The organism is Kosakonia sp. N21 (assembly GCF_050587465.1).
Lineage (GTDB): Bacteria > Pseudomonadota > Gammaproteobacteria > Enterobacterales > Enterobacteriaceae.
Genome location: NZ_JBOBHR010000008.1, coordinates 176,891 through 191,470, shown reverse-complemented (window position 1 = coordinate 191,470; position 14,580 = coordinate 176,891). Strand labels below are relative to the sequence as shown.

Below are 14,580 nucleotides of genomic sequence, written 5' to 3'. Positions count from 1 at the left end.
CGGGTTTTTTATTCAGGCGTCTTTTGTTGGCCCGCTCACGCGAGCAACAGGAACAGGTAGCCAGGCGCGAATAGATAACCCACCGCGCTCGCTGGTGCCCAGCTCCAGCAAACCGTTATGGTTATCGACAATGCGCTGCACAATCGCCAGGCCAAGGCCGGTGCCGCTGGTGCTGCGGGCGCTATCGCCACGGACAAACGGCTGGAACAGATGTTTACGTTGTTCCGGCTTAATGCCCGGACCGTCATCCTCCACCTGGAACCAGGCGCGGTTCAGTTCGGTGCCGCTGCTGACTTTAATCCAGCCGTTACCGTAGCGCGCCGCATTCACCACCATGTTGGCGACTGCGCGCTTAATCGAGAGCGGATGCATACGCACGAAGATCTCGCTGGCGTTTAACGCCGTCTCAATTTCCCGTTCATAGCCGCTTTCGGCTGCCACCACTTCGCCAAGCACCGCATTCAGTTCCGCCATTTCCATCGGCATCTCCTGACCGGTACGCAGATAATCAATAAACTGCTCGATAATGGCGTTGCACTCTTCAATGTCTTTATTAATCGACTCGGCAAGGTAGCCATCTTCTTCCGCCATCATTTCTGTCGCCAGGCGGATACGCGTCAGCGGCGTGCGCAAATCATGGCTCACCCCGGCCATTAACAGCGTGCGGTCATCCGCCAGTTGTTTCACCCCGGCGGCCATCTGGTTAAAGGCGCGGGTCACCGAGCGCACTTCCGATGCGCCATATTCCCGCAACGGCGCGGGAATTTGCCCTTTCCCCACTTTGAGTGCGGCATGCTCCAGGTCAACAAGCGGTCGGTTCTGAATGCGGATAAACAGCCAGGCGCCGCCTATCGCCAGCAGCATAATCGCCAGCGTGTAACGGAACAGCGGAGAGAAGTCGCCCTGATGAATTTCGGTCAACGGCACGCGCACCCAGATATTGGGCGACAGCCAGGTTTTCAGCCACACGACCGGCGAGCTTTTGTTCACCTCGACGCGCACTTCAGTCGGCCCACCAAGCTGCTGCGCCATTTGCTGGCTTAAGAACTCATAATGCTGAGCCCAACGCAGGCCCGCGTCTTCCGCGGCCTCGTTGGAATAGAGCGAAATCCCCAGTTCCCGGTAGATTTCGCGACGAAACGCCGGTGGCACCACCAGTTGCGTACCGTCCTCCAGTTGCAGTTTATCGGTCATCAGCATACGCACTTCGTAGGCGAGAACCTTATTAAACTGCTGGAGGCTGGGCAAAATGGCGAAGTTCAGCACCACCAGGTAAGTTGTCACCAGGCTGACGAACAGCAAGGTGACAATGAGCAACAACGTGCGGGCAAATGAACTGCGCGGTGAGAAGCGCACTCGCTTCATGCTTTAGAGCCGTCCGGCACAAATACGTAGCCCAGGCCCCACACGGTCTGAATATAACGCGGGTGAGCAGGATCCTCTTCCACCATGCGGCGCAGACGGGAAATCTGCACATCGATAGAACGTTCCATCGCCGAATATTCACGACCGCGCGCGAGGTTCATCAGCTTATCGCGCGATAGCGGCTCACGCGGGTGACTGACCAGCGCTTTCAGTACCGCAAACTCACCGCTGGTCAGCGGCATCGGTTCATCTTCACGGAACATTTCGCGGGTGCCGAGGTTCAGTTTGAACTTACCAAAGGCAATAACCGCTTCTTCCTGAGATGGCGCACCCGGCAGTTCATTCGCCTGGCGGCGCAGCACCGCGCGAATACGCGCCAACAGTTCACGCGGGTTAAACGGTTTGGGAATGTAGTCGTCAGCGCCAATTTCCAGACCAACGATACGGTCCACCTCTTCCCCTTTCGCCGTCACCATGATGATCGGCATCGGGTTACTCTGGCTGCGCAGACGGCGGCAGATTGAGAGGCCATCTTCGCCTGGCAGCATCAGGTCCAGCACCATCAGATGGAAAGATTCACGGGTTAACAAACGATCCATTTGTTCAGCGTTAGCGACGCTACGAACCTGGAAGCCTTGCTCGGTAAGGTAACGCTCAAGCAATGCGCGCAGGCGCATGTCGTCATCCACTACCAGAATCTTATAATTCTCTTGCATTGTTTATACTCCCAAAGGTTCCGACAATTATGACTCCGTATTCTAAAAAAGTGCGCGTTCACGACCAGCTAAATCTGGTATACATTCTAGTCGAAATTGTTACAAAGCATATTTAACAGCAAGTTATATGCATATTTCATCACAGAAAGCATGATTAATCCGCACCTTAGACATAACGATTTGTAAAGCATGTGCGAGACAGAGAAAAGGCAATTGCATGAAAACGCCCCTGATCACCCGTGAAGGTTACGAAAAACTGAAGCAGGAACTCGATTTTCTCTGGCGTGAGGAGCGCCCGGAAGTCACCAAAAAAGTGACCTGGGCCGCGAGCCTGGGCGATCGCAGCGAAAACGCCGACTACCAGTACAATAAAAAACGCCTGCGTGAGATAGACCGCCGGGTACGCTATCTCACCAAATGTCTGGAAAACCTGAAAATTGTTGATTACTCACCGCAGCAGGAAGGCAAAGTGTTCTTTGGCGCCTGGGTGGAAATTGAAAACGATGATGGCGCAACCCTGCGTTTTCGTATCGTGGGTTATGACGAGATCTTTGGTCGTAAAGATTACATCTCAATCGACTCGCCGATGGCGCGCGCCTTGCTGAAGAAAGAAGCGGGAGATGTCGCCGTGGTGCAGACACCGGGCGGCGAAGCGACCTGGTACGTTAATGAAATCGAGTATGTGAAATAACCCATCCGGAACTGTCCGAGAGCAACCCATAGCGGCTGGCAATTTTCAGCGCCAGTCCGTATAACTACACGCTGTTTTTATGCAGAAGATGATAAAGAAATGATGAATGATTCGCTCTGCCGCATTATTGCGGGTGAACTTCAGGCCCGGGCCGAACAGGTGGAATCCGCCGTTCGCCTGCTTGATGAAGGGAACACAGTGCCGTTTATCGCGCGCTATCGTAAAGAGGTCACCGGCGGTCTGGACGACACGCAACTGCGTCAGCTCGAAACCCGTCTTGTCTACCTGCGCGAACTGGAAGAGCGCCGTCAGGCGATCCTCAAATCCATTGGCGAGCAGGGCAAACTCAGTGACGAACTGGCCAAAGCCATTAACGGTACGCTGAGCAAAACCGAACTCGAAGATCTCTACCTGCCGTACAAACCCAAACGCCGCACCCGCGGGCAGATCGCCATTGAAGCCGGGCTGGAGCCGCTGGCCGATGCGTTGTGGACCGATCCTTCACAGGATCCGGACACCTTAGCCGCGACCTTTGTCGACGCCGATAAAGGCGTGGCGGACAGCAAAGCCGCACTGGATGGCGCACGTTATATCCTGATGGAACGCTTCGCCGAAGATGCCGCGCTGCTGGCGAAAGTGCGCGATTATCTGTGGAAAAACGCCCACCTGGTGGCGACCGTTGTCAGTGGCAAAGAGGAAGAAGGCGCGAAATTCCGCGACTACTTCGATCATCATGAGCCGATTGCCACTACCCCCTCTCACCGCGCACTGGCCATGTTCCGTGGGCGTAACGAAGGCGTACTTCAGCTCTCGCTGAATGCCGACCCGCAATTTGACGAACCGCCAAAAGAGAGCCACTGCGAGCAGATCATTATCGATCACCTCGGCCTGCGTCTGAATAATGCCCCGGCGGATAGCTGGCGCAAAGGCGTGGTGAGCTGGACCTGGCGTATCAAAGTGTTAATGCATCTGGAAACCGAGCTGATGGGCACGGTACGTGAACGCGCAGAAGATGAAGCGATTAACGTTTTTGCCCGCAACCTGCACGATCTGTTGATGGCCGCACCGGCCGGTCTGCGCGCCACCATGGGGCTCGATCCGGGCCTGCGTACCGGCGTAAAAGTCGCGGTCGTGGATGGCACCGGCAAACTGGTGGCGACCGACACCATTTACCCGCATACCGGCCAGGCTGCGAAAGCGGCGGTTGCCGTCGCGGCGCTGTGTGAGAAGCATAACGTTGAGCTGGTCGCCATCGGCAACGGCACCGCGTCCCGCGAAACAGAGCGTTTCTACCTCGATGTGCAGAAACAGTTCCCGAAAGTCACCGCACAAAAAGTGATCGTCAGTGAAGCCGGCGCATCGGTCTACTCCGCTTCTGAGCTGGCAGCGCTGGAATTCCCGGATCTCGACGTTTCTCTGCGCGGTGCGGTCTCTATCGCCCGCCGTTTACAGGATCCACTGGCTGAGCTGGTGAAAATCGATCCGAAATCCATCGGTGTCGGCCAATATCAGCACGATGTCAGCCAGACGCAGTTAGCGCGCAAGCTGGATGCGGTCGTTGAAGACTGCGTGAACGCCGTCGGCGTTGACCTGAATACCGCCTCTGTTCCACTGCTGACGCGCGTAGCAGGTCTGACCCGCATGATGGCGCAGAACATCGTCACCTGGCGCGATGAAAATGGTCAGTTCCAGAATCGCCAGCAGTTACTCAAAGTCAGCCGCCTTGGGCCGAAAGCCTTTGAGCAGTGCGCAGGCTTCCTGCGTATCAACCACGGTGACAACCCGTTGGATGCTTCAACAGTCCACCCGGAAACCTACCCGGTGGTGGAGCGTATTCTGGCGGCAACCGCGCAATCCCTGCGCGATTTGATGGGCAACAGCAGTGAACTGCGCAAACTGAAAGCCACTGAATTTACCGATGAGCGCTTCGGTGTGCCGACGGTGACAGACATTATCAAAGAGCTGGAGAAACCGGGGCGTGACCCGCGTCCGGAGTTCAAAACCGCGACCTTTGCTGAAGGTGTTGAAACCCTCAACGACCTGCTGCCTGGCATGGTGCTGGAAGGCGCGGTCACCAACGTCACCAACTTTGGCGCGTTCGTTGACATCGGCGTGCATCAGGATGGCCTGGTTCATATCTCTTCGCTGGCGGACAAGTTCGTTGAAGATCCGCATACGGTGGTCAAAGCGGGCGATATCGTGAAAGTGAAAGTGCTGGAAGTGGATCTCCAGCGCAAACGCATCGCGCTGACCATGCGTCTGGATGAACAACCCGGCGACAGCAACACCCGTCGCGGTAATGGCAACAGCAACGCGGGCAACCGCGATGCTGGCCGCAACAACGCACGCCCGGCGAAAGCACCGCGCGGCCGCGATACACAACCCAGCGGCAACAGCGCGATGATGGATGCGCTGGCGGCGGCAATGGGTAAGAAACGCTAAACGCAGACGATAGCCCTTCCCGGACAAGAGAAGGGCTATTTTTTCGACAAACCATTCGAAAATATAAAAGTTAATTCACACCGTTATTCAACGTAATAAAATTAACTCTTTATTTTACATGCTAATTAGCGTTCAAAAATATTAATCAACTCTATCTATAATTAGCGCATTTAACATGCTGTATCAGTGCATTTTTTCACGTCAATCACTTTCCATCCTTAATAAATCCTTAAGCCAGAAAAAATGTCATTAACGCTATTTTTTTGTGTCTTTATTTTTCCAACACAGCACGAAATGCATAACCCAACAAAATGTTGAGCTACGTCAAAACAGGTCCAAATTAATATATTCGACTGCCTGCCAGCGCATTTTTATGATTGATGATAAAAACTATTCTCATTATCATTGTGCCATGTTGAGTATTTCTCTTTTCTCATTGGCCACTACCGGATGCCATGCGCCCGCACGACGCATGATAAATATTGGTTCGCAGCGTACATAAGTAGGTTCTATGCAATTCTCTCCTGACAGCGCGTGGAAAATTACCGGCTTTTCACAAGAAATTAGCCCGGCATGGCGGCAAAAACTCCTCTCTTTAGGCATGTTGCCCGGTTCCTCTTTTAATGTGGTGCGCGTGGCGCCGTTAGGCGATCCCATTCATATCGAAACCCGACGCGTTAATTTAGTGTTACGGAAAAAAGATCTTGCCTTCCTCGAACTGGAAGCAGTTTCACGTTAATGGTTCGGCCGTTACAGAGAGTTACGTAAAATGAAAAAAATAACCATTGGCTTAATTGGTAATCCTAATTCAGGCAAGACAACATTATTCAATCAGTTAACCGGTGCGCGTCAGCGTGTGGGTAACTGGGCTGGCGTTACCGTTGAACGCAAAGAGGGTTCATTCACTACCACAGATAACCAGGTCACGCTGGTCGACCTTCCCGGCACTTACTCCCTGACCACCATTTCTGCGCAAACCTCACTGGATGAACAGATTGCCTGCCACTACATTCTGAGCGGCGACGCAGACCTGCTGATCAACGTGGTGGATGCCTCCAACCTGGAGCGTAACCTCTACCTGACCCTGCAACTGCTGGAACTCGGCATTCCCTGCATTATCGCCCTGAATATGCTAGATATCGCCGAAAAACAGAAAGTACGCATTGATGTCGACGCCCTTGCCGCGCGCCTTGGCTGCCCGGTGATCCCACTGGTTTCCACCCGCGGTCGCGGCATTGAAGCCCTGAAGCTGGCGATCGACCGCCATCAGGCCAACGACAGCGTTGAACTGGTGCATTACGCCCAACCACTCTCCCGGGAAGCGGACGCGCTGGCGCACATGATGGGTGACGAGACACCGTGGCAGCAACGCCGCTGGATGGGTCTGCAAATGCTGGAAGGTGATATCTACAGCCGCGCCAACTCAGGCATCAGTACCCAGCACCTGGAAACGACTCTGTCTCGTTTGCAGGCCGAAATGGATGACCCGGCGCTGCATATTGCCGATGCGCGTTATCAATCCATCGCCGCGATTTGCGACACGGTGAGCAACACGCTGACCGCCGAGCCCAGCCAGTTCACGGCTGCGGTCGACCGCGTGATCCTGAACCGTTTTTTGGGCCTGCCCATCTTCCTGTTCGTCATGTACCTGATGTTCCTGTTCGCCATTAACATCGGCGGCGCATTCGCCCCTATTTTTGATGCCGGTTCAGTGGCGGTGTTTGTGCATGGCATTCAGTGGCTGGGTTATACGTTGCACTTCCCGGCGTGGCTGACCGTGTTCCTTGCCCAGGGGCTGGGCGGCGGGGTGAATACCGTGCTGCCGCTGGTTCCGCAGCTTGGCATGATGTACCTGTTTATGTCTTTCCTCGAAGACTCCGGGTATATGGCACGCGCCGCCTTTGTGATGGATCGCCTGATGCAATCGCTGGGACTGCCGGGTAAATCCTTTGTGCCGTTGATTGTCGGCTTTGGTTGCAACGTGCCATCGGTGATGGGTGCACGTACGCTCGATGCGCCGCGTGAGCGGTTGATCACCATCATGATGGCGCCGTTTATGTCCTGCGGTGCGCGTCTGGCGATCTTTGCTGTTTTTGCTGCGGCCTTCTTTGGTCAGCAGGGTGCGGTGACGGTGTTCTCGCTGTATGTGCTTGGTATCGTGATGGCTATTCTGACCGGGCTGATGCTGAAGTTCACCCTGCTGCGTGGTGAAGCATCGCCGTTCGTTATGGAGCTGCCGGTTTATCACGTACCTCACCTGAAAAGCCTGCTGCTGCAAACCTGGCAGCGCCTGAAAGGTTTTGTTATCCGTGCGGGTAAAGTGATTATCGTGGTCAGTATTTTCCTGAGCGCAATGAACAGCTTCTCGCTGGATGGCCGCACCGTCGACAAAATCGACGAGTCGGCGCTGGCCTCCATTAGCCGCGTCTTCACTCCCCTGTTAGAGCCGATTGGCGTGCATGGCGATCACTGGCAAGCCACGGTCGGGCTGTTTACCGGCGCGATGGCAAAAGAAGTGGTGGTGGGTACGCTGAATACGCTCTATACCGCCGAAAATATTCAGGAAGCGGCGTTTAATCCAGCGGAATTCAGCCTGACGGGCGAGTTAGCCGCAGCGCTGAGTGAGACCTGGAAAAGCCTGCAAGACACGTTCAGCCTGAGCGTGCTGGCCAACCCGATTGAAGCCAGCAAAGGTGATGGCGAGATGGCCACCGGTACAATGGGCGTGATGAGCGAGAAATTTGGCAGCGCGGCAGCCGCATACAGCTACCTGATTTTCGTGCTGCTGTACGTTCCCTGCATCACAGCAATGGGGGCCATCGCCCGTGAATCCAGCCGTGGCTGGATGGGGTTCTCGGTACTATGGGGGCTGAACATTGCCTACTCGCTGTCGACCCTGTTCTACCAGACGGTGACGTTTAACCAGCACCTGGTTTACAGTCTGACCTGCATTCTGGCGGTGATCCTGTTCAACGTCGTGGTCATTGGCGCGCTGCGGCGCGCCAGAAGCCGGGTGAACGTCAACCTGCTGGCAACACGCAAAACCGTCGCCAGTTGCTGCGACAGCCCGGCGGGCGACTGCCACTAAGGAGCGACAGGATGGCATCGTTAATTGACGTTCGGGATCTACTGGCCTTGCGCGGGCGGATGGAAGCCAGCCAGCTCAGCGCCACGCTGCATACGCCGCGAGCGCTGATCGATGCCATGCTCGCGCGCATGGAAGCCATGGGCAAAGCGGTGCGCATTCAGGAAGAGGCTACCGGGTGTTTAACCGGTAGCTGCAAACACTGCCCGGACGGGAAAGACGCCTGCTCACGCGAGTGGTGGGCGTTGCGATAATGACAGCCTCCTCCCCGCAGCGGGAGGGGCTTACAACCGCGATTTAAGCGCCACCAGCGTGTCGCAAAATGCGGCGGGATGCGAGATAAACGGCGCATGCGCGGCTTTCGGGAAGACCACCGATTCACTCTCCGGCCACATCTCATCCAGCATCGGGACGATTTTACGCGGCACCAGCCCATCAAGCCGGCCATACAGACGCAAAAACGGCATGGTCAGCGCCGTTAGCGCATCACGCAGATCCACCGTTTTCAGGATCTCCAGCCCGCCATTCAACACCTCCGCCGACGGCATATCCAGCGACAGCACCGCGCTTTTCAGCAACCGGGCATCCTGCTTTGCCGTATCCGTCCCCAGAGTTTGCAGCGCCAGAAAACGCTCGACGGTGCGCTGGAAATCTTCACTGAGCTGGTGCTGAAACCCCGCCAGTACATCGGGTTTGATCCCGGCCCAGTCATCCTGCGCGCTAAAACAGGGCGATGAGGCCACCGTGACCAGTGCGTTAACACGATCGGGCGCCAGCAACGCCGCCTGGCTTGCCACCAGCCCGCCAAGACTCCAGCCCAGCCATACCGCTTTTTCCGGTGCCTGAGACAATATGAGGTCCGTCATCTGCCGCAGTGTTAACGCGGCAAAACCACGGCTCCTGCCATAGCCCGGCAAATCCACCAGATGCAGGGTAAAGTGCGTACTCAGTTCCGGGGTGATGCAATCCCAGACCTGCGCATTCAGTCCCCATCCGTGCAGCAGCACAAGATGACAATCACCTTCGCCTTTGGTTTGCCACCAGATGTCACTCATCAGTTATCGTTCTCTTCTTTCACACAGGGAGGTGCAATATGCTAACAGCGCCGGGGTTATGCTGGCTATGTCGGATGCCGCTCGCGTGCAGCCACTGGGGGATCTGTTCTTTGTGCACGCGTGCCATCCGCAGGCGCGGCAGCGTTTGCCCTTTGTGCGGTTTACCTGCCGCCCGCGACGATATTCACTGCGGGCGTTGCCTGCAAAAACCGCCGCCCTGGCAGCGGCTTATCGCCGTCAGTGATTATGCGCCGCCGCTCAGTACGCTACTGCATCAGTTTAAGTTTGCACCGCGTCCGGAAGCAGCAAATGCGCTGTCCCGGCTGCTGTTATTAGCCGTACGCGGCGCGCACCCGACCCGGAACCCGGCAAAACCCGATATGATCATCAGCGTGCCGCTGCATGCCCGCCGCCAGTGGCGCAGAGGCTTTAATCAAAGCGATCTGTTATGTCAGAAACTGGCGCATTGGCTACAGTGCAGCGCTCCACGCGCCGCGCTGCGCCGCCTGCGGGCTACACCGGTTCAGCATCATCTCAGCGCGCGTTTGCGCAAACAGAACCTGAAAAACGCCTTCCGACTTGAATTGCCGGTCGCCGGACTCCATATCGTCGTGGTGGATGATGTCGTCACGACCGGCAGTACCGTTGCAGAAATCACCCGCCTGCTTTTACGCAGCGGCGCAGCGGCTGTTCAGGTATGGTGCCTGTGTCGAACCTTGTAGACCCTCGATGATGGGCGTATTATAACCAAGTAAAATAGTCAACTATTAGGCCATTGCTATGATCCGTATCTCCGACGCAGCCCAGGCGCATTTTGTTAAACTGCTGGCAAATCAGGAAGAAGGGACACAAATTCGCGTATTTGTGATTAACCCGGGTACGCCAAACGCCGAATGTGGCGTCTCCTATTGCCCACCGGACGCGGTTGAAGCAAGCGACACCGCGCTGAAATTTGAGCAGTTGGTTGCCTACGTCGACGAACTGAGCGCGCCGTATCTGGAAGATGCGGAAATCGATTTTGTTACCGACCAGCTGGGCTCCCAGCTCACGCTGAAAGCGCCGAACGCCAAAATGCGTAAGGTCTCTGACGACGCCCCACTGATGGAGCGCGTGGAGTATCTGCTGCAGTCGCAAATCAACCCGCAGCTCGCCGGTCACGGCGGTCGCGTATCGCTGATGGAAATTACCGATGAAGGCTACGCCATTCTGCAATTTGGCGGTGGCTGTAACGGTTGCTCAATGGTCGACGTCACGCTGAAAGAAGGGATCGAGAAGCAACTGCTGACCGAATTCCCGGAACTGAAAGGCGTGCGCGATCTGACCGAGCACCAACGCGGCGAGCACTCCTACTACTAAGTCTTGCTCCCGTTGTTGCATACAGGCCCGGTGGCGCTTCGCTTACCGGGTCTGAGCCTGATTGGCAACCCGAACTCCCCCGATCATGTCTGCCCGTTCAGCCACACACCTCACGCTGTTACCCGTATCCTTGCCATCACAGATCTCTTTTTCTTTGGGGTTAGTTTCCCCACGTTAATATGACGGATGTCTCAGTTCTCACATTTAGATCCGCCTGGTGATTCTCTTCCTGTGCATGTTACCCGTATCATTCAAGCCAGCACCCACAAGACAAAAACATCCAGCTACAATTTTTAGTTATGGATGTAAGCCGTAACGGTGCGGCAATCCGCTGTTTCTTACCCTGGAGCATTGAGGGATTGCCAGAAAAGAATGACGTTACCCATAACAAATTAAAGGCCAGGTAAATCATGCCATTAGTCATTGTCGCTATCGGTGTCGCCCTTTTATTGCTGTTAATGATCCGTTTTAAACTCAACGGGTTTATTGCCCTGATCCTGGTGGCGCTCGCCGTCGGGATGATGCAAGGCATGCCGCTGGACGCGGTTATCAAATCCATTAAAGCCGGTGTCGGTGGAACGCTGGGCAGTCTTGCGCTGATCATGGGCTTCGGCGCCATGCTGGGTAAACTGCTGGCGGATTGCGGCGGCGCGCAGCGCATTGCCACGACCCTCATCGAGAAATTCGGACGTAAACATATTCAGTGGGCCGTGGTGTTAACCGGTTTTACCGTCGGTTTCGCCCTGTTCTATGAAGTGGGCTTCGTACTGTTGCTGCCGCTGGTGTTCACCATAGCCGCGTCTGCGCGTATTCCGCTGCTTTACATCGGCGTGCCAATGGCGGCTGCGCTGTCCGTCACGCATGGTTTCCTGCCGCCGCACCCAGGCCCGACCGCCATTGCCACCATCTTCCATGCGGACATGGGTAAAACCCTGCTCTACGGTACGCTGCTCGGTATCCCGACGGTGATCCTCGCAGGCCCGGTGTATGCACGCTTCCTGAAAAGCATTGATAAGCCGATCCCGGAAGGTCTGTACAACGCCAAAACCTTTACCGAAGAAGAGATGCCAGGCTTTGGCGTCAGCGTCTGGACCTCTCTGGTCCCGGTGATCCTGATGGCGCTGCGCGCCGTGGCGGAAATGGTGCTGCCGAAAGGTCACGCTATCCTTCCGTATGCAGAGTTCTTTGGCGACCCGGTGATGGCAACCATGATTGCCGTCCTGATTGCGGTCTTCACCTTTGGTCTGAACCGTGGTCGTTCAATGGACGACATTAACGACACCCTGACCAGCTCTATCAAAATCATCGCCATGATGCTGCTGATCATCGGCGGCGGCGGCGCGTTCAAGCAGGTTCTGGTCGATAGCGGTGTGGATAAATACATTGCCGCCATGATGCACTCCACCAACCTCTCCCCGCTGTTTATGGCGTGGTCTATCGCGGCAGTCCTGCGTATTGCGCTCGGTTCTGCAACCGTGGCGGCGATCACCGCAGGCGGTATTGCCGCACCGCTGATTGCCACCACCGGCGTAAGCCCGGAACTGATGGTGATCGCTGTGGGCTCCGGTAGCGTGATCTTCTCCCATGTGAACGATCCGGGTTTCTGGCTGTTCAAAGAGTATTTCAACCTGACCATCGGTGAGACCATGCGTTCATGGTCCGCGCTGGAAACCATTATCTCCGTGTGCGGCCTGGTGGGATGCTTGCTGCTGGGTATGGTGGTCTGATAAAACGCAGGCGCTTCCTGACACGATGAAAATGCCCGGTCTGACCGGGCATTTTTATTAGCGTTTACCTGCTGCTTTGCGGCGGCGGTCGAGATCCTTAATCAGGCGGTTAACCTTCTCATCGGCAAACATCTTCTCCAGCGTAACCGCCAGCTTGCGCCGCCAGTTTTTATACTGATAACTGGTGCCCGGAATGTTGACCGGCCCCGGCATATCGAGCCAGTCTTCCGGCTGTAATCCCAGTAACGCGCTGTTGCTGTCCGCGATAAAACGCTGCATCCCACGATTGAGGATCGCCGTCATTGGCATGCGTGAGGCGTTATGCCCGGCGCGTTTTGGCAGGCAACCGGACTGATGCAATGCATCCAGTAACCCCTGTTTTGCCCGTTCGCGATCCTGATACAGGCCACGCAATATCACTTCATCCGGGTATAACCCGAGAGTTTTACCGAGGGTTAAATCGCCGCTCTCCCAGTATCCGCGTAACGTCGGCAGGTCGTGCGTGGTGGCGACCGCCATCGACTGCGGCGGATAGGCCTGCGGCGTACGGAACGTCTTTTCGTGATCGCTTTCGAAGTAGAGCACCTTGTACGAGTAAACGCCGCTACTGCGTAGCTTACCGACAATCTCCACCGGCACCGTGCCCAGATCCTCACCAATCACCATGCACTGATGGCGCTGACTTTCCAGCGCCAGAATAGCGAGCAGATCATCAACCGGATACTGCACATACGCCCCGTGATCGGCGGTTTCACCGTAAGGGATCCACCATAAGCGCAGCATCGACATCACATGATCAATACGCAGCGCACCACAGCTTTTCATATTGGCACGCAGCAAATCGATAAACGGCGCATAACCACGGGCGTGCATCACGTGCGGATCCATCGGCGGCAGACCCCAGTTTTGCCCCAGCGGCCCCAGAATATCCGGCGGCGCGCCAACGGATGCTTTCAGGCAATACAACTCGCGATCGCACCAGGTTTCCGCACCGCCTTCCGCCACGCCCACCGCCAAATCACGGTACAGGCCAATCGGCATGCCGTTGTTCTGGCTGGTCGCCCAGCAATCGGCAAACTGCGTATACGCCAGCCACTGAAGCCAGAGATAAAAATCCACCTCGTCGGCATGTTGCTGACAAAACGCTTTCACCTGCGGACTTCGGGTGGACTGATACCCTTCCGGCCATACGGGCCAGCCCCAGCGCAGTTCATCCTCCTGCACCTGCCAGGCATGCAGCGCATCAAATGCCGCTTGCCAGTAGAGACTTTCCCCCTCCTGCTGCACAAAATCCCGGAAGGCTGACGCCTGTTCGTCGTCTTCGGCGCGCTGACGAAAGTGCTTCCATGCCATACGAAGCGCCGCCAGTTTCAGCGCGGTCACCGTGGCGTAATCCACCCATTCGGCATCCCGCGCGGCACGCAGCGTTTGCTGCGTCGTGGGCAACGTCCACCACGCCTGCGCCTCTTCACTGTCGCGAAAGTCCACCAGGGCATTAACATCAATATAGATAATATTCAGCCAGCGTCGGGATGACGGACTGTACGGGCTGGCGCTCTCCGGGTTCGCCGGATAGAGCGCATGAATGGGGTTGAGACCAATAAACGCGCCGCCGCGCTTTGCCACCTCGCCGAGCATCGCCTTCAGATCGCCAAAGTCGCCAATGCCCCAGTTATCCTGCGAACGCAGGGTGTAAAGCTGAACGCAAGCACCCCACAGTTTTTTCCCCTCCAGCAACGCCTGCGGTTCGTAACAGCGCGCCGGGGCGATAATTAACCGGCACGGCCATTTCTGGCCTTTCTGCTCCAGCACCAGTGAGTGATAGCCCAGCGCCAGCCCGGTCGGCAACGCCAGGTTCGCGCCGCCACGCACCTCGCCTGCATGCTGTTTGCCCGCTTCCGTGGTCAGATGCCAGCGGAACTCGCCTTTGCCCTGCACCGGCAGCACCTTCTTTTTGCCGCGGATAAAAACCTGCACCGGTGGCACAGGTGAAGGTGTGGTCGCCGCAGGTGCCGGGTGCATGGCGTCCAGCAACCGCCGTTTGGTCAGCGCAGTAATGGACTGCGGTTTGCCGTGCGCATTGATGTAGTCAGGGCTGATCCCCGCCGCCAGCGCGGCATGCTCCAGACGTTTGCTTTCCATT

General features: G+C 56.3%; 12 protein-coding genes. 8 read left to right on the top strand and 4 right to left on the bottom strand.

The annotated features are described in order from the left end of the window. Positions 1-12 precede the first annotated feature (12 nt). The gene (gene envZ / locus ACQ3G7_RS19200; RefSeq protein ID WP_430891280.1) at positions 13-1,365 is read right to left on the bottom strand and encodes a two-component system sensor histidine kinase EnvZ; all 1,353 of its coding nucleotides are present in this window, start codon (positions 1,363-1,365) and stop codon (positions 13-15) included. Further along, positions 1,362-2,081 carry an osmolarity response regulator transcription factor OmpR gene (ompR, locus tag ACQ3G7_RS19195; protein WP_001157751.1) on the bottom strand — a complete coding sequence of 240 codons (720 nt, stop codon included), beginning with the start codon at positions 2,079-2,081 and terminating at the stop codon, positions 1,362-1,364. The genes envZ and ompR overlap by 4 nt, the downstream gene beginning before the upstream one ends. A gap of 217 nt (positions 2,082-2,298) precedes the next feature. On the opposite strand from ompR, the gene greB reads away from it, so the two are divergent. The 5 genes from greB (at position 2,299) to feoC (ending at position 8,553) form a co-directional block, all read left to right on the top strand. Then, positions 2,299-2,772, top strand: a complete 474-nt coding sequence (gene greB / locus ACQ3G7_RS19190) for a transcription elongation factor GreB (RefSeq protein WP_263099029.1) — start codon at positions 2,299-2,301, stop codon at positions 2,770-2,772. Positions 2,773-2,871: 99 nt separating this feature from the next. After that, positions 2,872-5,214: a Tex family protein gene (locus tag ACQ3G7_RS19185; RefSeq protein ID WP_430891264.1), complete on the top strand. Its 2,343-nt coding sequence runs from the start codon at positions 2,872-2,874 to the stop codon at positions 5,212-5,214. 511 nt (positions 5,215-5,725) lie between these two features. After that, positions 5,726-5,953, top strand: coding sequence for a ferrous iron transporter A (feoA, locus tag ACQ3G7_RS19180; RefSeq protein ID WP_017459530.1), 228 nt, complete (start codon positions 5,726-5,728; stop codon positions 5,951-5,953). 30 nt (positions 5,954-5,983) lie between these two features. After that, the gene (gene feoB, locus ACQ3G7_RS19175) at positions 5,984-8,302 is read left to right on the top strand and encodes a Fe(2+) transporter permease subunit FeoB (protein WP_430891262.1); all 2,319 of its coding nucleotides are present in this window, start codon (positions 5,984-5,986) and stop codon (positions 8,300-8,302) included. Between the two features lie 11 nt (positions 8,303-8,313). After that, on the top strand, positions 8,314-8,553 hold the full coding sequence (gene feoC / locus ACQ3G7_RS19170) for a [Fe-S]-dependent transcriptional repressor FeoC (protein WP_061492860.1): 240 nt from the start codon (positions 8,314-8,316) through the stop codon (positions 8,551-8,553). A gap of 30 nt (positions 8,554-8,583) precedes the next feature. Here the strand turns inward: feoC and bioH are convergent, their stop codons facing one another. Continuing rightward, positions 8,584-9,354, bottom strand: coding sequence for a pimeloyl-ACP methyl ester esterase BioH (gene bioH, locus ACQ3G7_RS19165; RefSeq protein ID WP_430891260.1), 771 nt, complete (start codon positions 9,352-9,354; stop codon positions 8,584-8,586). 38 nt (positions 9,355-9,392) lie between these two features. On the opposite strand from bioH, the gene gntX reads away from it, so the two are divergent. From gntX to gntT, 3 genes are all read left to right on the top strand, one after another. After that, entirely contained in the window at positions 9,393-10,076 is a 684-nt protein-coding gene (gene gntX, locus ACQ3G7_RS19160; RefSeq protein ID WP_430891258.1) for a DNA utilization protein GntX, read from the top strand. A 58-nt stretch (positions 10,077-10,134) separates the two neighbouring features. Continuing rightward, positions 10,135-10,710 (top strand): Fe-S biogenesis protein NfuA, encoded by a 576-nt coding sequence (gene nfuA / locus ACQ3G7_RS19155; RefSeq protein WP_263099023.1) that lies wholly within the window; start codon positions 10,135-10,137, stop codon positions 10,708-10,710. Between the two features lie 410 nt (positions 10,711-11,120). Next, complete coding sequence (gene gntT / locus ACQ3G7_RS19150) at positions 11,121-12,437, top strand: gluconate transporter (protein ID WP_263099022.1); 1,317 nt, start codon at positions 11,121-11,123, stop codon at positions 12,435-12,437. Positions 12,438-12,494: 57 nt separating this feature from the next. On the opposite strand, the gene malQ is transcribed toward gntT, so the two are convergent. Next, a complete protein-coding gene (gene malQ, locus ACQ3G7_RS19145) occupies positions 12,495-14,579 on the bottom strand; it encodes a 4-alpha-glucanotransferase (protein ID WP_430891255.1) in 2,085 nt (694 codons plus the stop codon). Position 14,580 lies beyond the last annotated feature (1 nt).